At 39.9% G+C, this 25,082-nt stretch carries 23 protein-coding genes and 1 tRNA gene; 11 read left to right on the forward strand and 13 right to left on the reverse strand.

The window, feature by feature from the left end; genetic code table 11:
- Positions 1–60: 60 nt before the first annotated feature.
- The gene (gene ruvB / locus SALWKB2_RS06220; protein WP_025330817.1) at positions 61–1,101 is read left to right on the forward strand and encodes a Holliday junction branch migration DNA helicase RuvB; all 1,041 of its coding nucleotides are present in this window, start codon (positions 61–63) and stop codon (positions 1,099–1,101) included.
- Positions 1,102–1,193: 92 nt separating this feature from the next.
- The gene (locus SALWKB2_RS06225) at positions 1,194–2,582 is read left to right on the forward strand and encodes a phosphomannomutase/phosphoglucomutase (RefSeq protein ID WP_025330818.1); all 1,389 of its coding nucleotides are present in this window, start codon (positions 1,194–1,196) and stop codon (positions 2,580–2,582) included.
- 105 nt (positions 2,583–2,687) lie between these two features.
- Here SALWKB2_RS06225 and SALWKB2_RS06230 read toward each other — a convergent pair whose 3' ends face one another.
- The 3 genes from SALWKB2_RS06230 to SALWKB2_RS06240 form a co-directional block, all read right to left on the reverse strand.
- Positions 2,688–3,950 carry an MFS transporter gene (locus SALWKB2_RS06230; protein WP_025330819.1) on the reverse strand — a complete coding sequence of 421 codons (1,263 nt, stop codon included), beginning with the start codon at positions 3,948–3,950 and terminating at the stop codon, positions 2,688–2,690.
- Positions 3,951–4,674: 724 nt separating this feature from the next.
- Positions 4,675–5,004, reverse strand: a complete 330-nt coding sequence (trxA, locus tag SALWKB2_RS06235) for a thioredoxin TrxA (protein WP_025330820.1) — start codon at positions 5,002–5,004, stop codon at positions 4,675–4,677.
- 158 nt (positions 5,005–5,162) lie between these two features.
- The gene (locus SALWKB2_RS06240; protein ID WP_025330821.1) at positions 5,163–6,347 is read right to left on the reverse strand and encodes an O-succinylhomoserine sulfhydrylase; all 1,185 of its coding nucleotides are present in this window, start codon (positions 6,345–6,347) and stop codon (positions 5,163–5,165) included.
- Positions 6,348–6,557: 210 nt separating this feature from the next.
- Here SALWKB2_RS06240 and yaaA point away from each other — a divergent pair, with 210 nt between their 5' ends.
- Positions 6,558–7,340 carry a peroxide stress protein YaaA gene (gene yaaA / locus SALWKB2_RS06245; RefSeq protein ID WP_025330822.1) on the forward strand — a complete coding sequence of 261 codons (783 nt, stop codon included), beginning with the start codon at positions 6,558–6,560 and terminating at the stop codon, positions 7,338–7,340.
- A 107-nt stretch (positions 7,341–7,447) separates the two neighbouring features.
- Positions 7,448–7,538 (forward strand) — tRNA-Ser (locus tag SALWKB2_RS06250).
- Positions 7,539–7,669: 131 nt separating this feature from the next.
- Here SALWKB2_RS06250 and SALWKB2_RS06255 read toward each other — a convergent pair.
- The 3 genes from SALWKB2_RS06255 to SALWKB2_RS06260 form a co-directional block, all read right to left on the reverse strand.
- Positions 7,670–7,972: a hypothetical protein gene (locus SALWKB2_RS06255; protein ID WP_025330823.1), complete on the reverse strand. Its 303-nt coding sequence runs from the start codon at positions 7,970–7,972 to the stop codon at positions 7,670–7,672.
- Between the two features lie 120 nt (positions 7,973–8,092).
- The gene (locus SALWKB2_RS12195) at positions 8,093–8,386 is read right to left on the reverse strand and encodes a hypothetical protein (protein WP_084585071.1); all 294 of its coding nucleotides are present in this window, start codon (positions 8,384–8,386) and stop codon (positions 8,093–8,095) included.
- A gap of 1,318 nt (positions 8,387–9,704) precedes the next feature.
- Entirely contained in the window at positions 9,705–10,007 is a 303-nt protein-coding gene (locus tag SALWKB2_RS06260; protein WP_038648885.1) for a hypothetical protein, read from the reverse strand.
- Between the two features lie 799 nt (positions 10,008–10,806).
- Here SALWKB2_RS06260 and clpB point away from each other — a divergent pair.
- The 3 genes from clpB to SALWKB2_RS06275 all read left to right on the forward strand — a co-directional run bounded on the left by clpB (position 10,807) and on the right by SALWKB2_RS06275 (position 15,448).
- On the forward strand, positions 10,807–13,380 hold the full coding sequence (gene clpB, locus SALWKB2_RS06265; protein WP_025330826.1) for an ATP-dependent chaperone ClpB: 2,574 nt from the start codon (positions 10,807–10,809) through the stop codon (positions 13,378–13,380).
- Positions 13,381–13,556: 176 nt separating this feature from the next.
- Entirely contained in the window at positions 13,557–14,876 is a 1,320-nt protein-coding gene (locus SALWKB2_RS06270) for a serine hydrolase domain-containing protein (RefSeq protein ID WP_198431241.1), read from the forward strand.
- Between the two features lie 98 nt (positions 14,877–14,974).
- A complete protein-coding gene (locus SALWKB2_RS06275; RefSeq protein WP_025330828.1) occupies positions 14,975–15,448 on the forward strand; it encodes a CYTH domain-containing protein in 474 nt (157 codons plus the stop codon).
- A gap of 44 nt (positions 15,449–15,492) precedes the next feature.
- Here SALWKB2_RS06275 and prmB read toward each other — a convergent pair whose 3' ends face one another.
- The 4 genes from prmB to SALWKB2_RS06295 form a co-directional block, all read right to left on the reverse strand.
- The gene (gene prmB / locus SALWKB2_RS06280; RefSeq protein ID WP_025330829.1) at positions 15,493–16,398 is read right to left on the reverse strand and encodes a 50S ribosomal protein L3 N(5)-glutamine methyltransferase; all 906 of its coding nucleotides are present in this window, start codon (positions 16,396–16,398) and stop codon (positions 15,493–15,495) included.
- A gap of 76 nt (positions 16,399–16,474) precedes the next feature.
- On the reverse strand, positions 16,475–16,981 hold the full coding sequence (locus SALWKB2_RS06285) for a hypothetical protein (RefSeq protein ID WP_025330830.1): 507 nt from the start codon (positions 16,979–16,981) through the stop codon (positions 16,475–16,477).
- A 4-nt stretch (positions 16,982–16,985) separates the two neighbouring features.
- Positions 16,986–17,498 carry a DUF2062 domain-containing protein gene (locus tag SALWKB2_RS06290; RefSeq protein WP_051506454.1) on the reverse strand — a complete coding sequence of 171 codons (513 nt, stop codon included), beginning with the start codon at positions 17,496–17,498 and terminating at the stop codon, positions 16,986–16,988.
- A gap of 238 nt (positions 17,499–17,736) precedes the next feature.
- Positions 17,737–18,372 carry a Smr/MutS family protein gene (locus tag SALWKB2_RS06295; protein ID WP_232617016.1) on the reverse strand — a complete coding sequence of 212 codons (636 nt, stop codon included), beginning with the start codon at positions 18,370–18,372 and terminating at the stop codon, positions 17,737–17,739.
- Between the two features lie 155 nt (positions 18,373–18,527).
- Here SALWKB2_RS06295 and ubiM point away from each other — a divergent pair, with 155 nt between their 5' ends.
- The gene (gene ubiM / locus SALWKB2_RS06300; RefSeq protein WP_025330833.1) at positions 18,528–19,742 is read left to right on the forward strand and encodes a 5-demethoxyubiquinol-8 5-hydroxylase UbiM; all 1,215 of its coding nucleotides are present in this window, start codon (positions 18,528–18,530) and stop codon (positions 19,740–19,742) included.
- A 76-nt stretch (positions 19,743–19,818) separates the two neighbouring features.
- Here the strand turns inward: ubiM and pyrF are convergent, their stop codons facing one another.
- The 3 genes from pyrF to SALWKB2_RS06315 all read right to left on the reverse strand — a co-directional run bounded on the left by pyrF (position 19,819) and on the right by SALWKB2_RS06315 (position 22,298).
- Positions 19,819–20,547: an orotidine-5'-phosphate decarboxylase gene (gene pyrF, locus SALWKB2_RS06305; protein WP_025330834.1), complete on the reverse strand. Its 729-nt coding sequence runs from the start codon at positions 20,545–20,547 to the stop codon at positions 19,819–19,821.
- 223 nt (positions 20,548–20,770) lie between these two features.
- On the reverse strand, positions 20,771–21,955 hold the full coding sequence (gene lapB / locus SALWKB2_RS06310; protein ID WP_025330835.1) for a lipopolysaccharide assembly protein LapB: 1,185 nt from the start codon (positions 21,953–21,955) through the stop codon (positions 20,771–20,773).
- 1 nt (position 21,956) lies between these two features.
- Entirely contained in the window at positions 21,957–22,298 is a 342-nt protein-coding gene (locus tag SALWKB2_RS06315) for a LapA family protein (protein WP_025330836.1), read from the reverse strand.
- 329 nt (positions 22,299–22,627) lie between these two features.
- On the opposite strand from SALWKB2_RS06315, the gene SALWKB2_RS06320 reads away from it, so the two are divergent.
- The 3 genes from SALWKB2_RS06320 to trxB all read left to right on the forward strand — a co-directional run bounded on the left by SALWKB2_RS06320 (position 22,628) and on the right by trxB (position 24,926).
- Positions 22,628–23,551, forward strand: a complete 924-nt coding sequence (locus tag SALWKB2_RS06320; protein ID WP_025330837.1) for a branched-chain amino acid transaminase — start codon at positions 22,628–22,630, stop codon at positions 23,549–23,551.
- 92 nt (positions 23,552–23,643) lie between these two features.
- Positions 23,644–23,835 (forward strand): zinc-finger domain-containing protein, encoded by a 192-nt coding sequence (locus SALWKB2_RS06325; protein WP_025330838.1) that lies wholly within the window; start codon positions 23,644–23,646, stop codon positions 23,833–23,835.
- A gap of 134 nt (positions 23,836–23,969) precedes the next feature.
- Positions 23,970–24,926: a thioredoxin-disulfide reductase gene (gene trxB, locus SALWKB2_RS06330; RefSeq protein ID WP_025330839.1), complete on the forward strand. Its 957-nt coding sequence runs from the start codon at positions 23,970–23,972 to the stop codon at positions 24,924–24,926.
- Positions 24,927–25,082: the final 156 nt, after the last annotated feature.

Consider the following 25,082-nt stretch of genomic DNA (forward strand, 5'->3'; position numbering starts at 1 on the left):
TGTTTTCCATTTACTCAGGTTTCAGTTCAATATTGATATAATTTATTTTTTTATTTACTCATGTTACAAACAGATCAACTATCAGGCGCACAGCCACAACGCGTCATCAGCCCGCAGACTGCTTCAGCCCAGGAAGAGCTACTCGAACGAGCTCTACGTCCGCGTGCGTTATCAGATTATATAGGTCAGCACAAATCCAAAGAGCAGCTTTCAATATTCATTCAGGCAGCAAAAATACGGCACGAAGCTCTGGATCATACTTTATTGTTTGGTCCGCCGGGACTTGGTAAAACCACTCTGGCACATATTATTGCTCATGAACTTGGGGTCAATTTACGTCAGACATCGGGACCTGTACTCGAACGCGCAGGCGATCTGGCCGCACTGCTTACCAATCTGGAACCGCATGATGTACTTTTCATTGATGAAATTCACCGGCTGAATCCTGTAGTAGAAGAGATATTGTATCCGGCACTTGAAGATTATCAGCTGGATATCATGATTGGTGAAGGACCCGCTGCGCGTTCAGTTAAAATCGATCTTCCGCCATTTACTCTGGTCGGAGCAACTACACGCGCCGGCATGTTAACAAACCCATTGCGAGATCGTTTCGGTATAGTTTCACGTCTGGAATTTTATAATAATGCAGATTTAACTACGATTGTGAGCCGATCGGCTCAGCTTCTGCAACTCAAAATTGATAATACCGGAGCGGCAGAAATAGCCAGACGCAGTCGCGGTACACCGCGTATCGCTAATCGTCTGCTCAGACGCGTACGAGATTATGCAGAAGTAAAACATCAGGGTGAAATAAATGCTGTTACAGCAGATGCGGCTTTAAAAATGCTGGATATTGACCAGTCCGGACTGGATGTTATGGACTGTAAATATCTGGAAGCAATTTTATACAAATTTTCAGGCGGACCTGTCGGCTTGGATAATATTGCCGCAGCAATTGGTGAATCAACTGATACCATCGAAGATGTTATCGAGCCTTATTTAATTCAGCAAGGATTCTTACAGCGCACGCCGCGAGGACGCATGGCCACTGAATTAAGTTATAGTCATTTTGGTTTACCTACACCCGGCAATAAAGCTTAATTGTTGCACCAATATTCCGGTTTTATCTTCAAATACCAATAAAATATAAACATACCTCGATCCAAATACAGGAACAAACAAGGAAAAAACACATGAATACCAAACAGATAGATGCCGGCATATTCAAAGCATATGATATCCGCGGCATCGTAGATGTTTCACTGAATAAAGATACTGCCGAACTGATTGGCCGTGCTATTGCCACAATAGCCCTCAGCAAAGGAGTTGATCAGATTGCAATAGGACGTGACGGCCGTTTGTCCGGTCCGATTCTGGCAACAAGTCTGATTCAGGGCATTACTGCCTGTGGTATCAATGTAATCGATATAGGTATGGTTGCCACACCAATGCTGTATTTTGCAGCTGTTGAACATTGCCAAGGCAGCGGCATCATGATTACAGGCAGTCACAATCCGCCCGACTATAATGGCTTTAAAATGATGCTGGTTGGAACTACTCTGGCTGGAGATGATATTCAGGCTTTACGTAAAATTATCGAATCCGACGAGCTTGCCGCTCAATCTGAACATACTGGTAATGTTGTTTCCTTACCTATTGCATCAGAATATATTAATTATATAACTAATCATGTTCAGCTCCGGCGACCAATGAAAATTGTTATTGATGCCGGAAACGGTGTGGCTGGAGCCTATGCCGGCGATTTATATCGCGCTCTGGGCTGTGAAGTACAGGAATTATTTTGCGAAGTAGATGGCAATTTTCCCAATCATCATCCTGACCCGGCTAAACCCGCCAATTTACAGGATTTAATTCAGGTATTGCAAAAAAGCGATGCCGAAATCGGACTAGCTTTTGATGGAGATGGTGACCGCCTTGGTGTTGTAACAAAAGATGGACGGATTATCTATCCTGACCGTCAGCTAATGCTTTTTGCTGCTGATGTTCTCGCACGCAATCCGCAAGCAAAAATTATCTATGATGTAAAATCCACCAGATTATTAAAACCCTGGATTGAACAGCATGGTGGTGAAGCTATCATGAGCAAAACTGGTCACAGTTTTATCAAAGCAGCAATCAAAGAACACAATGCATTATTAGCAGGTGAAATGAGTGGTCACGTATTCTTCAAAGAACGCTGGCTAGGCTTTGACGACGGATTATATGCCGGTGCACGTATGCTGGAAATTTTATCCAGACATGAAAATCCTTCTGCTGTTTTGAATGATCTACCTGAAGGAGTTTCTACACCAGAACTGAATATTGCAGTTCCGGCTGGACAAACCGGACATGAAATTATTTCTAGTCTGGCACAAAATGCACGATTTGAAAATGAGATTGAGCGCATCACTATAGACGGACTGCGTGTGGAATTTAAAGATGGATTCGGCCTGATGAGAGCTTCCAATACCACTCCTGTACTAGTATTACGCTTTGAAGCTGATAATCAGCAAGCTTTAGCCAATATTATCGCTCAGTTCAAAGCAGTTATTGCTCAAAATCCGGACTTAAACTGGGACTGAATTTTCTTTAGTCCAATAATTTTCTGACTTAGAATATATAAAAGTAAACGGCTACATAAAGTAGCCGTTTTAAATTTAAAGCCGATTTTTATATCCGCTCAAACATTATTTTTTAGCCTGACTGCCGGTTTCACGAACAAACATTGTCATGATAAATGCAAGAATCAAACCACCTACAAAAACATAGTCAGCAGTTTGGAAAACTTTCAAATTCAGCTGACCTTCTGCTTTTGTCAGATGGTCAATCAAAATATTAAACATATTGGTCATAATTGCACTAATCACAAATACGAAAAAGTTAATCACACCAGTAGCTGTACCTTTAACTTCATCAGGATTTACTTCTTTAATCATCGTATAAGGAATCATTGCCGCACCGGAAGCAATACCGAATAATAAACCCATCACAAAAGGCGGCATAACATCAGGCAAGTAAACAATAAAACCACCAGTAATGCCCATAGCAATAAGGCTACCCATCACAACTGGCTTACGGCGACCAATTACATCAGATAAATAACCTAAAATCGGACAACCAATTACCCAGCCTAGCGGTACCATTGCCAAACGTAAGGCTATATCATCTTTAGCAATCAGTCCGTCCTGTAAAAACTGATTTCCCCATGCAATATTACCAACATTGGTAGGCAGGAACATCATGGCACCGATGAAAGCACAAATGTAAGACTGTGGATTTTTCAATACCACAATATAAGGATGGCTTAAACCACTCCAGTCAATTTTACCTTCACGAGTACGTGGTGTAGATAACACTGAACCAAAGAAAACTACAACCAGTATACCAGCAGCCACTATCCAGAACATCTGCCATGTCAGCACCTGATTTTTAATAATCGGCGATACAACAGCTTGTCCCATAAATCCGCCAAGCATACCGAAACACTGAGTCATACCGACAGCAGTTGCCAGCCATTTTTTCGGAAAACCGCGTGTGGCCAGAAATACCGCGCTGGTAAAAGCAAGCCCGGAGCCTGCACCTTGCAGGAATCGACCGAATTGAGCAGTAATAACTGTTCCGGAACAGAATAGTACGCAACCAATAGCAACTAAAATAATACCCAACGAGGCAGTAAAACGCGGCCCGATACGATCCAGCATCACACCTGATACCAGCGCAAAGAAAGCATATGAATAAAAATACAGACCGATAATGCCAGCCATTTCAACTTTAGAAATATGCAAAGTGTCTATAATTTCAGCCTGCATAATACTTGGGGCCGAGCGCAATGCATATTGTACAAAATAAAAAATGGCACAAATAAACCAGGCAATTATAAACGTTTTATTTAATGCACTGGATTGATCAGCATTTGGTGGAGAAACTGACATATTGGATTTATGATTCATAGCGTACTCGCTTTCGTTTAATTCCGAATGAAATATCACAAAATCATTCTAACAAAACCCGTGTTACGTACACAATAAAGTTCCCAAATACTTAAAATAAGAAAAAATATAATTAAATTACATTAATTTAAACAAAAAAATAAAACATTAATCAAACTTAAGCATTATTAGAACAATATTATGCTTTCAAAATGTCAAATTAATAAAATATTCTGTTCAATTTTACAAATATAACTATATTTCACTAATTATCGGATTTTTGATTTACACCATATTTACACAGGACACAAAAAACATCATAGCATGAACAAAAGTATTAAATGAAGTTTTATAAACACAATTTTAATTAAGCTCAAGATTAATACATAAACAAATATTTTATGAATTATAAATATTGATAGCGATAGTATTATATGTTTTGGTGATGGATTAATTATTATTTAAATTCAATAAATAATAAAATTATAAGACATTAAATATATTTTTATATTAATCTAGTAAAAAACTTTATTATAAGAATATTTATTCAGTTTATACAAATAAACTTGCAGTTAATGGATTAGAGAAAATTTTGAAAAACCTGCCAGCTACAAAATAATAGATAAATACAAATAATAAAAAATTTTGCTTTTGAAAAACTGAATCATATTAAGCTATTTATTTGGCTTATATATGATTTAGTCTTTCAAAAGCACGAAATAATTCTTAATTTAGTTAGAAATTATTAAATAGATGCATTGATAAATGCTTCCAGTTGTCCTTTATTCAAAGCTCCAACTTTTGTAGCAATACTGGCACCATCTTTAAATATCATTAATGTGGGTATACCACGAACATTAAATTTAGCAGGAGTATCCTGATTCTCATCTACATTAAGTTTTACAATTTTCAGCTTACCTTGATAAGCCGAAGCCAATTCGTCCAGAATTGGCGCAATCATTTTGCACGGCCCACACCATGGAGCCCAGAAATCCAGTAGTACCGGTACATTCGCCTGCAAAACTTCTTTATCAAAATTGCCATCACCTACATGAACAATTAAATCGCTACTCATTATGGTTTCCTTTTATTATCGGGTTTCTATATAAAATATAGCTAATCAGCTATCAATGCAATAGTAAAATAAAACTAACTGACTATATGATAATTAGATACCATGTATACAATACACTAATAGCTGTTTAAATTAATCTGAAAATTATTTTCAATACATCAAATATTTATCTTACTTAATGCATTAGCTAAATCAGCTTTCAAATCAGAGGCATGCTCCAAACCGACAGATAAGCGAATCAGTCCGGGCTGAATTCCGGCTTCCAGCTTGGCTTCCGGAGGCATACGGCCATGTGTAGTCGTCCATGGATGAGTGACAGTTGATTTAACATCGCCCAGATTTCCGGTTTTACTAAACAGAGTTAACATGTCAATTACCTGCCAGGCAGCTTTTTCACCACCTTTAACTTCAAAAGCTACAACAATTCCGCCACCTTGCTGTTGCTTTTGCACCAGTAATTTCTGCGGATGATTAGACAGACCAGTATAATGTACCGTTATTACCTGTGGTTGCGTTGAAAGAAACTGAGCTACTTCCAGCGCATTAGCGCACTGCTTTTCCATTCGGATATACAAAGTCTCCAAACCACTTAGGAGTATCCACGCATTAAAAGGTGACAATACTTCGCCGGTAGTACGGACATGTAAAAAAATTTCATTTACCAATGTTGCACTGCCGCAGATAACTCCCCCCATTACACGCCCATGACCATCAATCGCTTTGGTAGCAGACTCGACTGATAAATCTGCCCCCAGTCGCAACGGCTGTTGCAAAGCCGGCGATAAAAAACTATTGTCAACAACCAGTATAGCCTGATTATTATGTGCAATTTCTGCAAGTTTAGTAATATCAGCCAGTTCATTCAGCGGATTAGACGGCGTTTCAACAAAAAGCATTCTGGTATTAGGACGGATAGCGGACTGCCATTCAGTAATATCAGTCTGACTTACCAGTGTCACTTCAATCCCAAAACGTGGCAAAATATTATTCAGTAATCCAATCGTGGTTCCAAACAAACTTTTACTGGCTACCAAATGATCGCCAGCTTTTAACAGAGCAAGAAAAGTAGCATTGATTGCAGCCATTCCTGTAGACGTTGCCAGACCAGCCTCTCCCTGTTCGAGCTGAGCCACCCTTGCCTGAAAAGCCGCAACAGTAGGATTATTAGTACGTGTATAAGTATAACCCTGTGTAGAACCGGCAAATAAAGATGCGCCAGTTTCTGCATTTTCAAACATAAAACTACTGGTCAGAAACAGTGCAGAATTGTGTTCATTGAAAGGAGTTTGTTCCTTAGCACCCCGGATGGCGATAGTTTCAGGATGCAATTGTAAAGTAGACATGATTATTTAATTTATCTATAAATATTGAGTAAAGAATTGTGCCGCTTTTTTTATAATTGTGCAAATAACCGGCTTTTATAAATTAAGAATATAGTATTCTTTATTTCAAGCCCCATACATCAAGCAAATAGTAGTGCCTCGGTATATGTTTATCATGCATTTTGATAATTTATATATTTTGGAAAAAATAATTGAAAATAAGGATAAAAAATGTATTTTGTCATTTCACCAGCAAAAAAATTAAATGAAACAGTAAAGATTCCTACCAAAAAGTATACGCAAGCTAAACTTTTGGATCAGGCACAACTATTGATGCCATTACTACAACAACTGGCTCCCCACGAAATTGCTACTCTTATGAGTATCTCCGATAAACTCGCTTTACAAAATGCCGAACGTTATCATAACTGGCAACCCCCTTTTACACCTGAAAACGCCAAACAGGCTGTATATCTTTTTAATGGTGACGTTTATGAAGGCTTGGATGCGCTGCATTTAACTGAATCTGCGTTAGATTATTTGCAACAACATATGTCTATTCTGTCAGGTTTATATGGTGTTCTTAAACCTTTAGATTTAATTCAGCCCTACCGTTTAGAAATGAGTATTAAACTTAAAAATGCTCGCGGCAAAGATTTATATACTTTCTGGGGAGACATCATTACCAACACCATTGAACAGAATATACAGTCAGAAGAATATAAAGTACTTATTAATCTCGCGTCACAAGAATATTTCAAAGCAATAAATACTAAAAAAATATCTGTACCTGTTATTGCACCTGTTTTTAAAGATCAAAAAAACGGTAAATATAAAATTATCAGCTTTTATGCCAAGCGTGCGCGAGGGTTGTTTATGCGCTTCGCGGCAGAAAATCAGTTAACAGATCCGGAACAGTTAAAAGAATTCGATTATGATGGCTATTATTATGATAAAGCTTCATCCAGTGAATCAGAGTGGGTATTCCTGCGAGAAGAAAACAGCCATCACTAAATTTAATCAAAAATAAAATGAACGATTTAACCAGAAATTTGCTGTTTGCTTATACAAAACACTTGGCAAATCCGTATTAATCGTCTATTATGCGCATCTTCAAAGACGGAAGCGTGGCAGAGCGGTTTAATGCAACGGTCTTGAAAACCGTCGAGGGTTGATAGCCCTCCGTGAGTTCGAATCTCACCGCTTCCGCCAGATATTCAATAAAATCAAGCGGTTAAGTTGCATTCTTGGTTTTGCCCCACAAAAAAGCCCACAATAGATTGCCTGTTGTGGGCTTTTTCATTCTTGTCGATGGACGTGCCACATCCTCGCTTTTATTGCTATCAGTAAGGGTACTGACTGGACAGTCCCGAGTAGTTTGCCGCGATCCAACTGATAACTTTAGAGCGCCCCTGAATGTTGGATGGCAATTTTTCGTGGATCATCCACTCGCAAATTTGGCGGGTACGAACCGAAAGATCGACGTTGTTTGCCCCTTTGAGCGAGTTCAGCAGGTCAAGCACCTCATAGCCTTCCTTTCGGCTAAAGCGGTCAGCGTCTTCTACCTTTTTCTTCGGATCGTCGCCCGGTACAGCCGTCCAACTGTAATCGGTGTAGTTCAGGTTATTTTTTTGGATCGCAGGCATCTAGAACTCCTTCTGGTTGTCAAGTTTTTTCTTACTTGGGGCCAAATACCCACTCTTCAAGAGTGGTAATGAAAAAAGCCCGGTGCAATGGCCGGGCGAAGTCCCTTTGGCACTGGGAATTCAGATGCGAACGCGCGTCGAAGCTTTCGCCGCAAGCGTCGGGTTGTAGAAGCTGGTGCGAACGCTGCCGATGATCTTGTCGAACTTCAACGCAAGTTCCCGATGCGCGATGCTGTCTGTCATGCGCTTGTTGACGTCTGAAACCCAACTTTTCATCGTATCGTAACGAAACTTCGAATGGGTTTTGGCATTGAAGCAAACAAGGAAGCCGCGCGAATGAAAGATGACACCGGCAACGTCATTGCTTTCGAGCATCGCCGCACGCACCTTCGCCGGACGGCCTGCTTGCTTCACCTGTTCGCGGCTATATTCCCAATTTCGCTTTCATGGCTGGCGCGCGATGACATGTTTTCGTGCTTACGCAGTCGACAATAAACATGCTGATTTCGCGGTAGGATAAGGATAGTTGCGCCTTCACTTCTCAACCTACCTTGCCAAGTATTGGTCCTAGCGCTCTCTTCCCTGCGACGAGGTTGTCATCTTCGCAGTATTCCATCGCTTTTGCATAATCCAAGATGGTTTCGATGCACCCGTGAAGGTAGTTCTCTCTTTAATCTTCGTCTGCCATATAGATTTAAGCACGGTGATAACATCGGACTTCATAATATTTTTACGATAGGTTCGACAGTAATCGGTTAAGCGTAGGTTTGAAGCTTCGATTTCCATTGCATGCGTACTTGGGTTCGCGCGAATCGTTCACAATCACGACTAGGGCGCATTCGCGGAACGTCTTTACCTTCGATTAATGAATGCGCAAGGCTTCGCAGTCTTGTTTCTCTGTTCGATGGGTCGATATACTGCTTCAAACTTATTTACAAAGTTAGCAGGTCTTGTCGCGAGCTTCGATCAACGAAACTTCAGGTTAACTGCCTAGTCGTTCTCCCTACCGATGCACTATAGACTTGCCATTGTCTTTCTATCATGTCCGTCAGCTACGCGCACCACTTATACCCAGAATCTCCCAACGATGCGCAGAGGCAGTCTTTCTGCACCGTTTACGGCATGCCGTCCTATGCTAATCAACTTTAACAGACTAAATAATTATAAAACGGATATATTACTACGATAATTTTATTCAAATTTCATTTATCTAGCTTAAAGTCGAAGATAAAAAATAAAATACTGCATTGAATTACACATTAAAAAGGAAAGTAGATTGTAAAAAAGCTAAGATAAAGACTGATAAGCCTTAAGCAAAACCTTTAACCTGCTGATCACAGTTATTTCCAAAATATTAGAATATTTTATAAGAATAAGTCTAAGTAAATTGCATAATGAAATAAATAATTTTTACCACTCATTTCACTATTCTTGGTTGGCAATATTTCTGCCAATTATCAAAAAAATTTTTGATATTAATGCTTTAATGGGATAAATAGCAGAAAACTGCATAGACTGTCTTAGCTAGAAAATATTAGTAGAAATGACTACTCTATACGAAAGATTATCTACTTATAAAAAAACTAAATTCTTACTATAGTTTTTAAAAGATACAGCAAATAATTGTGATATGTAAAATAAAAGTTTTGCGTCGATATCATGAAACTTTTATTTTACAATTTTAACATACATATCATAGACATATTTTTTATACTCTACCATGTGAAACTAATTAACTATTTCCGAAATCATGATGCTTGATTCGCTGATAGTTATACCAGTTTGTTTGATTTGACATCAAATTAGGTTGATTTTGTTGTAGTTCAGAATATTTGGAATTACCATCTTTCAGCTCGGCATTATCTTCAGTACTACTGGATCCTGAAGATAAACTTGTCTGAACATGTTGCTGAAACTCCATTTTCCGGGCTTTTTTATCCAGCATTGATATATGAATTTCTGTATCATAAATGCTTTTCAGTTCGAGCAATTTTTGATAAGTAGCAATCAACTCTTTATTATCAGGAGTTCGCATGATTTGCCCTTCAAGAAATTCACGGCATTTATTAAACTCTTCAGTTCTCATGGCTAATATATTAAAAAAAATCTCAATATCTAAATTTTACACCATTTACAGAAATTAGCATTGAAAAATTGAATTAATATTCAAGTTATTCAGATATTATTAATCTAAATATCTGATATTACATTCGTTAAAAAATTTATCTTTATTCTCACAAATACGGGAATAGAGAAATTTAAAATTCTGAATCAAAATTTCAAGTACTTTTTTCTCAAAATATTAGAGATATAAGCAAAGCAATTGCACAAAAATTAATCACGCTTAAATTGGATTGATTCACCTTGTTTTTTTATAGTTATCCACAGATATACTCACAAAAATTGTGAAATTCTGAAGGAATTTAAAATGATAATAAAGGCTGAATAATAAAAATAACCAATCATATATATATGTTTTTAAAACAATTTTACTTCATTAAGTAAATTGAAAAAGTAAAACAACATAATTGAAATTCAAGTTCAGTAGCTCCAGACGTTTTGAATTAAAAGCATCCTGACAAACGCTCACAATTTCTATTTGTATAAATTTTGTTTCAATAATATTGATGATGCACTATAAAATTATACAAAGTAGGAAATTGAGACTTGAATTCTTCAATAAACATAAATAAAAAATATTAAATATATTTAGGTTGATTTTTTATAAATCAATAATTTAAATCTAATCAAAATATTTATCCATACTGGTACTTGACATTAATTTTCTGATACCAATATATCTGTTAATGAAAATATAACTAAAGGAAATTTTGATGAGATTCGATAAGCTTACCGCAAAGTTTCAGCAAGCTTTACAAGATGCACAAAGTCTTGCTTTAGGACAGGATGCTGGTTATCTGGAAGCCGTATTTATATTGAAGGCTTTAATGAATGATAATGATAGTGGCTGTGCTGCTTTACTTACCCAGGCTGGTGCAAATGTTGCACAGGTTAAACAGCAGGTTGACTCTACTATTAATGGTTTACCCAGAGTATCCGGTCAGGGTGGTGAAATCTTACCCAGTACTGAATTGCAGCACATTCTCAATCTGATGGATAAAGCTGCTATTAAACGTAATGATGCTTATATTGCCAGCGAGTTGTTTTTGCTTGGCGCTGTTCAGGAAAACGGACAATGCGGACGTATTCTGAAACAGGCTGGTGTTACAGAAGATAAATTGAATTCGGCGATAGATGCCGTTCGCGGAGGCGCAAGTGTGGATAATCCTAACGCAGAAGATCAACGAGAAGCGTTGAAAAAATATACAACCGACCTGACTGAAAAAGCACGTTCGGGTAAGCTGGATCCTGTAATCGGGCGAGATGATGAAATCCGGCGCACTATTCTGGTGCTTGAACGGCGTACTAAAAACAACCCTGTACTCATCGGTGAACCGGGTGTAGGTAAAACTGCTATTGTTGAAGGTTTGGCTCAACGAATTGTGAATAATGAAGTTCCAGATTCTTTGCGAAATAAGCGTTTGCTTTTACTGGATCTGGCTAGTTTGATTGCCGGTGCAAAATTCCGGGGTGAATTTGAAGAACGCCTGAAAGCAGTACTTAATGATCTGGCTAAAGACGAAGGCAATACCATTATTTTTATTGATGAAATACATACACTGGTAGGAGCCGGTAAAGCCGATGGTGCTATGGATGCAGGTAATATGCTCAAGCCGGCTCTTGCACGGGGTGAATTACATTGCATCGGCGCGACAACATTGGATGAGTATCGTCAATATATTGAAAAAGACCCTGCTCTGGAACGTCGTTTCCAGAAAGTACTGGTAAAAGAACCGACAGTTGAAGATACCATTGCCATTTTACGTGGCTTACAGGAACGCTACGAAATCTATCATGGCGTAGAAATCACTGATCCGGCAATTGTAGCTGCTGCTGAATTATCTAATCGTTATATTACCGACCGTTTCTTACCAGATAAAGCCATTGACCTGATTGATGAGGCTGCATCATTAATTAAAGTTGAAAGCCAGTCTATGCCTGAAAGTATGGACAAGCTTAAACGCCGTGAAATACAGCTGGAAATTGAACGCGCATCTCTGGTGAAAGAAGATGATGAAGCCAGCAAAAAGCGTCTGGCACTGCTGGATGAAGAGCTGGATAATGTTAAGCGTGAGTTTGCTGATCTGGATGAAATCTGGAAAGCAGAACGAGCCAAAGCTCAAGGCAGCGTTACAATTAAAGAGCAGATTGATCAGCTAAAAGTTAAGATGGATGCGCTTAAGCGTAATGGTAAATGGGAAGAAGTGGCCAAGCTGCAATATGAAGAATTACCCCGGCTTGAATCCCAGTTACAGGCTGCTGACAACGGGCAGCAGAATAATCAGCCTAACAAGCTGCTACGCACTAAAGTAGGCTCAGAAGAAATTGCCGAAATTGTTTCGCGTATGACCGGTATTCCGGTATCCAAAATGATGGCTGGTGAACGGGAAAAACTATTGAGAATTGAAGAAGTATTGCATGAACGTGTAGTGGGACAGGATGAAGCTGTACGCGCTGTAGCAGATGCAATCCGCCGCTCACGCTCCGGTTTATCAGACCCGAATAAACCATATGGCAGCTTTTTGTTCCTCGGCCCCACCGGTGTAGGTAAAACAGAGTTGTGTAAAACTCTGGCAAGCTTTTTGTTTGATAGCGAAACCCATCTGATTCGCGTAGATATGTCGGAATATATGGAAAAACATTCCGTTGCGCGTTTGATTGGTGCGCCTCCCGGCTATGTTGGTTATGAAGAAGGTGGTTTTTTGACTGAGCAGGTACGCCGCAATCCTTATAGTGTGGTTTTGCTGGATGAAGTTGAAAAAGCTCATCCGGATGTATTCAACATTTTGTTACAAGTTTTGGATGATGGTCGTTTAACTGATGGTCAGGGACGTACAGTTGATTTCAAAAATACGGTTATCGTTATGACTTCCAATATTGGCAGCCAGGAAATCCAGAAAATGGAAAGCGATGATTATGCTGCGATTAAGGCAGTAGTAATGGATGAAGTTAAACAATACTTCCGCCCTGAACTGATTAACCGTATTGATGAAGTTGTTGTATTCCATAGTCTTAACCAATCCAATATTCGTGCTATCGCTAATATCCAGCTTGCCGGTCTGCGTCAGCGTCTGGAAAAAATGGATTTACATTTACAGGTTGATGATGCCGCTTTGGATGTACTGGCTAAGGTGGGATTTGATCCGGTCTATGGCGCACGTCCTCTGAAACGGGCTATACAGACTGAAATCGAAAATCCACTGGCTAAAGAATTACTGGCTGGAGACTATGCTCCTAACAGTACAATTATGTTAACGGCTCAGGATGGTATTTTGACTTTTGCCTGATTATTAATTGAGAAACCTGCTGTAAAGCAGGTTTTTTTTTAATTTCAAATCAACCTTATATCTTTATTTTATATAATTAATTAACCAAAATCATTGAAATTATCCCTTTAATTATTGGTGGCATTTATAGCTTCTAAGATACCTGATAATAATTTAGATGATATACAGAATATTTTATGAAAATGATAAATAAAACTTTTAAAACTGCTTTATTAACTCTGTGTTTAACTACCAGTTTTAACATTCATGCAGCAACTACGCCAAATAGCTGTAAATCATTAGGTCTCAACAATTGCCCTGCTCCATTGGACAAAAAATTACCGGATGTCAAAAACATGTTAAGCTGGAATCAGCAACAACGGGCAATTGGCTTTCGTAATGACTATCGCTCTTATCCCGGTGATGTTTTTCACGCTGCTCATGGCCTGCCACTGCCCAGAGCGCCTCAAAATCTGTCTAATGTAAATTATCAGATTCATGGTCAGTCATATCTGCTAAAAGATTATTTAAAGCGTAATAATGTAACTGGAATGATGGTAATTAAAGATGGCAAAGTAGTATGGGATTATTACGCCAATGGTAATAATCCTACTACACTCTGGGCATCACGCTCAGTGGGTAAATCTGTGGTTTCTACACTAGTAGGTATTGCTCTTAAAGAAGGTAAAATCAAATCACTGAATGATGAAATAGTTAAATATAATCCTGATGTGCGGGGAACTGCATGGGAGCACGTGACGATTCGTCAACTGCTTCAACATACTTCTGGTGTGAACTGGAACGAAGATTACACTGATCCGAAATCTGATTTTTCACAACTTACTCAATGTGAGGCCAATCCTGATACTTATACCTGCGTTAACAGTCTGGTAAAAGCACCCGGCCGCAAATCATATGCTAAGCCCGGTAAAGCATGGTCTTATTCATCTGGTGGTGCATGGCTGCTAGGAGACACGCTTGAAAAAGCAACTGGTGAAAGTATTGCCCGATATCTACAGAATAAAATCTGGCAACCATTCGGTATGAGCAGAGATGGTGTGTGGCACAGTTATACCGTGGGACAACATGATGTGGGTGCACACGGATTTAATGCCACGCTTGAAGACTGGGGTAAATTTGGCCTTTTCGTAATGAATAATGGTACGCTGCCAGATGGCAGGCAGATTTTACCTAAAAACTGGGTTAAAGATTCCCGTAACTGGAATCAGGCGAAAAATTCAGTCAGCAAACTGCATCCGGAAGGAAGTTATGGCTATGAATGGTGGAATAATAGTGTACCAGCTACTGTAAATGATGTTTCTCCAAAAACAGGGCTGAACAGTCAGGACAGCATGTGGGCTTTAGGAATTTACGGACAGATTATTATGGTTAATCAGAAACAGAAGCTGGTTATTGTACAATGGTCTACCTGGCCTAAAGCTGAGCCCTCTTTTCTGGAGCAGCCACTGGAAGCATCTTTAATGTTTAATGCAATTGCTAACAGACTTGCATCATAACTGTTATTATTCAGCCTGACACAAATCTGTGCACCAGTTGACTGCCAAACAGTTTCTGGTGCTTTTTTAGCATATAGGTTGATTCATAAAATTTTATTATGGCACAGGAAATTGAACGTAAATTTCTGGTAGTAGGCAATGCGTGGCGGAATCTGGCATCAGCTAAGCATCTTTGTCAGGGCTATTTATCGACGGTTAAAGAACGCACCGTACGTATCCGTGTTTGTGATGATAAAGCATGGCTAACGATTAAAAGCACAAATCGTGGCATTACCCGTACCGAATTTGAATATTCAATTCCGGTTGCAGATGCCAGACATATGCTCACTCATATGGCAGAACAGCCAATAATTGAAAAATATCGTTACCGCATACCTTTAAATGGACTTATCTGGGAAATTGATGAATTTTTAGGTGTGAATCAAGGCCTGATTGTGGCTGAAGTTGAATTAAACCACACTGATGAGCATATTATTTTTCCAGACTGGATAGGACAGGAAGTATCGGATGATCCCAGATATTACAATAATAATCTGGTCAGAAAGCCTTTTACATCGTGGCATAAGTCTTAATTTGCGGACTTCTGAACAATCTAACCAGATATATCACAGTTAATCTATGCTTCACCTAACAATTGTTCGCGTGTCAGCAAAAAGACAAAACCATCTCCGCCACTGGTAGGCATCCAGGTAAATGGCAATTCCGGAAATGCCTGCTCCAGTACTTCGCGATTATGCCCGATTTCAACCAGCAATACCCCTTTTGGGTTAAGATATCTGGCAGCCTGCTGAATAATCTGCCGAGTAGCATCCAGACCATCAATCCCGCTGCCTAATGCCAGTTCTGGCTCATGCAGATATTCTTCTGGCAATTGTGCAACTGATTCGGCATCTACATAGGGCGGATTTGACACGATTAAATCATAAGTTGTATCAATACCGGTAAACAGGTCGGTATGAATCAGATTGATTCGATCCTCTAATCCATAGTCTTCAATATTCATACCTGCCACTTCAAGCGCATCAAGGCTGATATCTACTGCATCAATCATCGCATCCGGATAAATGTCCGCCATCTGAATAGCCAGTGCACCGCTGCCCGTGCATAAATCCAGTGCTCTGTGTACCAGTTCATCATATTCAATCCATGGATGAAGCGGTGCACCTAAAAGCTCATAAATAAATGAACGCGGCACGATTACTCTTTCATCAACATAAAATTCATATGCTCCCTGCCATGCCTGATGGGTAAGATAAGCCACTGGTATGTGTTCACTGGTACGGCGTTGAACAAGCTGTAACAGCAGTGACTTTTCTGTGTCGAGCAAACGGGCATCAAGAAACGGCTCTAATGTGTCCAGTGGCAAATGTAAGGTATGTAAAATCAGGTAGGCAGCTTCATCATAGGCATTATCATTTCCATGACCAAAAAATAATTCTGCCTCTTGAAACTGACTCACAGTAAAGCGTAAAAAATCACGTACAGTATGCAGTTGCTGCGCTGCTGCTTCAAATACAGACATGTATCACTCCGGCAATAAAACAAGTGTGAATTATAACAGTTAAAAAGTTATTTAAAATAACCAGCTAAAGCCGCTGTTAATAATGCGGTAACAGACTACGATTATCCGGATGTCTGATAAGCGGTTTAAGCAAGCGACGAAAATCCACCTGTGAATGCTGATACCGTTTATCACCGTTTAATGCCAGAAAATAATGCTGTACTATATTCGCCTGTTGCTCCATATTCAGCTGATTAAGGCTGATAATTGTTTCCGGAGGCGGATACCGGTAGGCACGAGCCTGATAGTAGCCTGCTTTAAGTGCAAGACAGACTCCGGCAAATAAAATTGGAAAACCATGCTGGCTTTGCCAGACATGCATAAGCTCATGCATCAGCCAGCCTTGCATGCTCAAATCTGACTGAGTAAAATCATCAACATAATATGCCGCCGGAAAAATAATATGATTTCCGCATGTTATGGCAGCATGCGGATGTACTAGCCACCATGCATCACGTACTATCTGCACTTTTGTCCAGTCTGCTGCATTACCCAGAAACTTTCTGACCAACCTCAACTCGTTATCCGTTAATGATCTTTGCATGTCTTTATTTCTGAATGGTGGTCACATGTCTGCGGGCAAACCACTGCCAGCCATTCCAAACCACAATATATCCGAGGGTTGCGAGTATCATGCCCAATACTGGCACACCCAAAAGTAAAGGCTTACCAAACTGAATCAACCATTGCCATAATTCAGTCCCGAGATGACCTAATTTAAACTCTGGCAGTTCAGGCATGGCTTTGCCCCACTGACCATATAATAAGCCCTCACCAATCTGATAAGCACAGTAATATAAGGGTATATAAGTTAGCGGATTCGTATACAGTGTAGTTAAAAGTGCTACGGGTAAATGTGTGCGTACCACATAAGCCACTATCAGAGCTGTAAGCATTTGGGTAGGTCCGGGCATGAGACCACAAAACATGCCAACAGCTACAGCAGAGGCAGCACGTTCTCGATTGAGCTGCCAGTAATATGGCCTGTCAAACCAGCGTGCAAATGGTTTAAACCATGGAGAAGCAAATAATGATGCCTGTGTTGGCATTTTTTGCCGCATATACTGAATCCATTTGGTCAGGCTTCTATTTATCATCTTGCTGAGACCAAATTTGAAAATTATCAATACAGATTATCATACTAAAAAACATAACCTAATTTTTTAATTATAAATCAAACAAAAAAATCAGATATTTGCGATGATAATAACTCAATACCAATATCCGGTTTAACCTGATTCTGTTGATTTTCACTTTTACTTTATGCTGATTGGTTAAAACAGGTAATTAAACACAAATTTATTTCCGTTCAAACGCACGATGCTTCTTTTTAACCAGCACATATACTGCACCATCATTACGCTCATTTGGCTGGGCATAAGCCAGCACTTCGGGGTGTGCCATTAACCAGCGGCGTACAAGTGTTTTCAATACAGGCTGATAATCCTTTGATCCCAGTCCACTGCCATGGACTATTTCACCAACTACTCCATATTGCTGAATATAATCTATAAATTCATTCAATACTTCCTGGGCTTCATCCTGACGATAGCCATGTAAATCCACATAAGCTACGATAGGCCATTGCTTCGCCTGCAAACGCTTAATATCAGCCGTACCGCGACCATTTTTACTGAATACTGGCGGTGCAGTATCATTCTGATTTTCACCAACATAAAAATAGCTGCTTTCGTCTGTTGATTCTTCCTGACGGGTTCGCAATTTAATCGGGCTGGTATCACGCGGATGCTGAAACTGATTTCTTGCCTTTAACGGCGTAATATCTTTTCCGATTGCTTCAGCAAAATTGACATCTGTCTGGCGCTTTTGTACTTCTTTTGCCTGCTGCTCTTCTGCCAGACGTTTCGCTTTAGCCTGTTTACCCAGTTGCTGCAATTGATCCTGAAATGAGTTTTTAACCATTTGTATAATCATTCATATATAAATCCTATTACCATGATTTTAACAGAGCAATAATTTAAGAGTTAAGCTTGACGTTTATTAACTTTCTTTCAAACGGATATAGGATTCAAGTTCATTTTCAGTTATTCTAACGCTGTATTGAATATATTCATTCAGGAATGGATTTTATGGCAGCAAATAATGTGTCTTCATACTCAGATAAAGAAACTGATGTCATTATCGTCGGAGCCGGACCTGCTGGTTTAAGTCTGGCACGCGCTTTAGCTCCATCAGGGCTTTCAATTACTGTAGTTGAAAAACAGGAAATGGCTGTACTGGCGCACCCTCCTTTTGATGGCAGGGAAATTGCTCTAACACATTATTCAAAGGAATTAATGCAGCAGTTAGATATGTGGGACAAAATTGCACCAGATGAAATTTATCCTTTGCGTGATGCTAAAGTAATTAACGGCTATTCTAACTATCAGCTCCATTTTGAACAGCCAACAATGGCTCGCGGCAAACCGGCCAATACACTGGGTTTTTTAATCAGTAATCATAATATCCGGCGTGCTGCATACGAAGCAGTCAAAGCCTTTAATAATGTAAATATTATTACTGGCCATAGTATTATTGATGTAAAAAATGATCATGCAAATCAAATTGAAGCCAAGCTGGATGATGGCCGGCTAATCAAAGGGAAATTACTTGTTGCTGCCGATAGCCGTTTTTCCAACACACGCCGCCAGTTGGGTGTTTCGGCTCAGATTCATGATTTCGGGCGTACAGTAATTGTTTTCCGAATGCAGCATACATTGAGTAATCAGCATACTGCACTGGAGTGTTTCCATTACGGGCGTACTCTTGCTCTACTGCCACTTGAAGAAAATCTCACTAATTGTGTTGTTACTATTAATAATGAACATGCAGGTGACATTCTGGCCATGTCTCCCGCTGAGTTGGCCGCAGATATTACCCAACAGCTCAAAGGTAAACTAGGTGAGATGCATTTGGTTAGCACTGTTCATCATTACCCGCTTGTCGGCGTCCATGCCAATGCATTTTATGCTCAGCGCAGTGCGCTTATTGGAGATGTGGCAGTTGGTATGCATCCGGTAACAGCTCATGGTTTTAATCTTGGACTAAGCGGAGTAGGCATATTGTCCAAACTGATTAATGAAGCCGTCTCTAAAGGAAAAGATATTGGCAGTCAGACATTACTGGCTCAATACCAGAGACAGCATATGCCTCATACCCGGATTCTGTATCACGGAACTAACGCTATGGTGTCTTTATTTACTAACGACAGCCACCCTGCCCGACTGATGCGTTCACTGGTATTGCGTATCAGCAATAATCTGCCTCCGGTGAAAAAACTGATTAGCAAACAGCTAACCGGATAATCCAATTTATACAACCAATAAAATAGCTGCTAACTGTATATGTGTTAGCAGCTATTTTTTATCAAAATTTTTTTACTTAAATCAGACCGTTATTAATTTGTTGCAATAGCTCAATCGGGTTCTGGCTTTGCGTTACCGGTCTACCCATTACCAGATAGCTGCTGCCTGCTGCTAAAGCTGCTTTCGGAGTCATAATACGCCGCTGATCATCTGTAATTGAATTTTGTAATCTGATACCGGGCGTAACCAGTAAAAAATCCTGCCCGAGCTGTCCGCGTAATAAAGATGCTTCCTGAGCAGAACAAACCACCCCATCAAGACCGGATTGCCGGGTTAATTCAGCCAGACGAATAACTGTTTCATCTATAGGTGAGTTTATACCGGTTTCTGCCAGTTCATTCTGAGTCATACTGGTTAATACCGTTACTGCAATTAATAATGGCGGCTGGCTGCAATTACTAACAGCTTCAGCAGCAGCTTCCATCATTCTTCGGCCGCCCGATGCATGCATATCTACCATCCACACTCCCATATCAGCAGCCACTTTACAGGCAGAGGCTACAGTATTGGGAATATCATGGTATTTTAAATCAAGAAAAATCCGATAGCCTTGTAATACAAGCTGCTCAACCAGATAGCGGCCAGTAGCAGTAAATAGTTCTTTACCTATTTTAAGCTGGCACAAATCCGGGTCTAACTGACGAACAAAATCCAGCGTTGTTTCAGCATTGGCAAAATCCAGTGCCACAATAACAGGTTTAGCTTTCTGATTCATTAAAGTAGTATCAAGCATCAATGGATTCATATTCCGCAAGTCATCATTCAATATTGTCTTTAACAATACACATATATGTATATTGCTAAAAACTTATTCATAGAAATATTAAATATGATATTAAACTCTAATTTAATATCATATTATTTTTAAAAGTCATTTATGATTTTAAAAAATCATCTGTAACTGATTCTGTGCAGAATTTCTGTACATCAGACCAAATATTCAGCAACAGATTAGATTTATCAGCCAACTACACATCAATACGATTTGGTGTAAATGTTTCCCATTTATTACAGGCCGGGCAATGCCAGAAGAATACCTGAGATTTAAAATGACAATGGCGGCAACGGTACATCACAGATTTTTGCATCTGCATGCCCACTACTGAACGCATCATATCAACTTCGGCTTTCCACTTCGAACTGATAGTATTTTGTAAAACGCCGAGTAAACGGTAAGTTCCGGTCAGAGTAGGCTTACGCCGCACCAGATCAATAACAATTTCGGTAGCTCGGTCTTCACCATATACAGGTAAAGACTTTTCATATATCACACCAGATAAATCCAGCTGCGGAAACGTTTGGGCAAAACCAATCAGAACTTCCAGACCGTCTGCGGCTTTATTCATTCCATCATAGGCATCATATAAACGCTCACCTACCAGACTGAGATATTCATAATTCTGTTTTTCAATAGCGCTATAAGCATCTACAGCAGCCTGAAAATTTTGTTGTTTCAGTTCAACATCACCCAGAATCATATTAGCCCGGCTGCATTTGCGATTGACTGCCAGAGCCTGAAAAATATACTCACGTGCTTTATTGTACTCAGACTGATACAAAGCCAGCTGAGCTAGCTCACAATAAAACTGAGCAATTTCAAATTGATAAGTCTGGTCTCCGGTACTGAGTTCTTCTGCCAGCTTAATGGCTTTTTCCCAGTCCCGATCTTGCTGATAAATATTCAGCAATATCTGCCGTGCCTGTCTGGCTTTACTGCCATTAAGCAAACCAACCAGAATCTGCTCGGCACGGTCTACCAGACCGGCGGCCTGATAATCTTGGCCAAGCTCGAAAGCGACAATATCACGACGTTCTGCGATAGTTTCCGGTAGCTCCAGTAATTTCTGATGTAAAGCGATGGCCTTATCATTTTCACCACGCTGACGGTACAACTTCCCTAATGTCAGATGCAGCTCATAAGTGCTTTGACGGGCATCATTTTGCTGATCGACAACCTCAGCCAGCTCACGTACTGCAACCGCACTTTTATTCTCAGCCAGGGCATCCAGACTTTTATAAAATCCTTCCGGAATGGCTTTCGCCTGTTTCAGCACTGCCCGCATATCTACCCGGGCAGCAAACCAGCCCATAGCAAAAAATACAGGTAACAAAATAACTGGTGCCAGCCACATCCAGAAATCATTACTATCCATATTAATTATTTACTTTCTTCTGATCAGAATTACCGGATTGTGACTGAGTAGCAGTAGTGGCAAGATTTTCAGTATGTACTGCCTGAGCGGCTGCCTTAATTTGTTTATCGAGCTTAGCCTGTAACTGATTGACCTGACTGCGCAGACGTAATAATCGCCCAAACATGGCAAACACACCAAAAACAGCACCAATAATAAAAAATATCAGTAATAGGACAATTAATGGCAAATTGACAGTTTGTCCGGGTAAGTAATTGAATGCAGTCATTTGTGTATTGCTTACAGCAAGCAGCAACAATATCAGCAACACCACTATTTTTATTAATGCATAAATAATTTTCATACTTATTCACCTTACACTGTACTGTTTTCTGAAGGTTTAATCAGACGTCAGATACAAGCCGGATTATTGAGGAAGCAACACAGTTTAAACGATTTCACGCCTTTTTAGCAAAAACTGCCCCCTGCTTTCAGCATTGGCAAGCAAAACAGGCAGTGATAATATTTACTTTTATATAAAGTAACAGCGGCTATCGGCTAAAGATAAGTCCAACAGCTGTTGTTACCATTATTTTTTGTACTGCCTAGTCATCAATCCTGCATTGCCCTATCCATTGCAACACAGGGTTCCGGCCACCGCAGCTTAATGTCTTATTTTGGAGAAGTTTTATTATGTCTATGGCCGACCAAGACGGTTTTATCTGGTTTAATGGTAATCTTGTTGAGTGGAGAAATGCTCAAACTCATGTTTTAACTCATACATTGCATTATGGTATGGGGGTTTTCGAAGGCGTACGTGCTTATAAAACGCAAAACGGAACAGCCATTTTCCGTTTACAGGATCATACTAAACGTCTGTTTAACTCCGCCAAAATTACTGGCATGCATCTGCCATTCACAATGGAAGAAATCAATCAGGCTCACATTGAAGTAGTTAAAGCCAACAAACTGGCTTCCTGCTATTTTCGACCTATGGCTTTTTATGGTTCAAACAAACTGGGCGTAGCTCCAGATCAAAATGATGTACAGGTAATTGTAGCTGCCTGGCCATGGGGAGCCTATCTTGGCGAAGAAGGTATGCAAAAGGGTATTCGCGTGCAAATCAGCTCGTTCACCCGTCATCACCCCAATATCACCATGATTAAAGCCAAAGCCAATGGCAACTACATGAATTCTATTATGGCTAATACCGAAGCTACCCGTAATGGCTATGATGAAGCAATTATGCTGGATTCAAACGGTTTTGTTGCTGAAGGATCCGGGGAAAACATATTTATTGTCAATGATGGCAAACTTTACACACCGGCTCTGGATGCAGCTTTAGATGGGATTACCCGGCGTACAGTAATGGCTATCGCAGCTGATATGAATTTAACCGTTACTGAAAAGCATATTACCCGTGATGAAGTTTATTGCGCAGACGAAGTATTCTTTACAGGCACGGCAGCTGAAGTCACACCTATCCGTGAAGTTGACGGTCGCATAATTGGCTGTGGCTCCCGCGGTACGTTGACTACAGAGATTCAGCAGCGATATTTTGACATTGTTCATGGCAAAAATACCAAATATGAATCCTGGCTGACTTATATCATTTAATTATCTGAATAAAAGGCCTGATTACAACATTATTTGCTGTAATCAGGCCTGTTTTGTATGATTAGCTCTCAGCTTAACCAAGGGAAATAATTATGAGTAATACTGCCCAATCAGTTAAAACCATTACACCGCATGATTTACCATTGATATGTACCGGCCCGGAACATGAAACATGGAATGGCCATCCCCGAGTATTTTTACCCATTCAATCTAACAGTAGTATTGAATGCCCCTATTGTGGCAAACAATATCATCTGGATGGTATTGCTGACAATCATCACTAACTTTGTTCAGGCGTGCAGATAACCAATAACTACTCTATTAAATCGAAATTGGAGAATTTAATTCTTTTTTGATATTGTGGTACAGTTACCTCCATTTATCCTACCTAGTATTGCCCAAATAATAAGGAAATGTCATGAGCGAACTCACACACAGCCGATTAATTATCCTTGGTTCCGGACCTGCCGGTTATACAGCTGCGGTTTATGCAGCCCGTGCAGGCTTGAAACCTACACTGATTACCGGTATGGCACAGGGTGGTCAGTTGATGACAACAACTGAAGTAGATAACTGGCCGGCTGATGTTAATGGTGTGCAGGGTCCTGAATTGATGCAGCGTTTTCTGGAACATGCCGAACGCTTTGGTACCAATATGATTTTTGACCATATCAATCAGGTGGATTTACAGCAGCGCCCATTTACTCTTATTGGTGATATGGGAAGTTACAGCTGTGATGCATTAATCATTGCAACGGGTGCTTCTGCCAAGTACCTGGGATTACCCAGTGAAGAAACTTTTGCCGGCAGAGGCGTTTCCGCATGTGCTACCTGTGACGGCTTTTTCTACAAAGAACAGGATATAGCTGTTGTCGGCGGGGGTAATACTGCGATTGAAGAAGCTTTGTATCTGGCAAATATCGCACGTACCGTTACTCTGATACATCGCCGTGACAACTTTCGTGCTGAAAAAATCATGATTGACAGATTACTGGAGCGGGTAAAAGAAGGCAAAATCATTCTTAAACTTAATGCAACAGTTGATGAAATTCTTGGTGATGACAAAGGAGTAAACTCAGTACGCATCAATTATGCCGATAATGAAAGTGAAATTCTGGCAGTAACCGGCATATTCATTGCTATTGGCCATCAGCCCAACACCGAAATTTTTAAAGGTCAGCTGGATATGGATGCAACGGGTTATCTCATTACCAAAGGTGGTAATGATGGCAACGTCGGCGCAACAAATATTCCTGGCGTATTTGCCGCAGGAGATGTGAAAGACCACATATACCGTCAGGCTATTACCAGCGCGGCATCAGGCTGTCAGGCTGCACTCGATGCAGACCATTATTTATCCGGATTAACTGAATAATTTTTTAGTTATATTTAGTTATATATTGACCGGCTGAATGTCATCACATCAGCCGGTTTTAAAGTTTCTACTCTAGCGCTATATTTCGCGTAAAAGTAAATATTAGTTATAATGCGACCTTTAAGCTAAACACAAATCACGTTCAAGGATAATAAT

Source organism: Snodgrassella alvi wkB2, assembly GCF_000600005.1.
Taxonomy (GTDB): Bacteria; Pseudomonadota; Gammaproteobacteria; order Burkholderiales; family Neisseriaceae; genus Snodgrassella; species Snodgrassella alvi.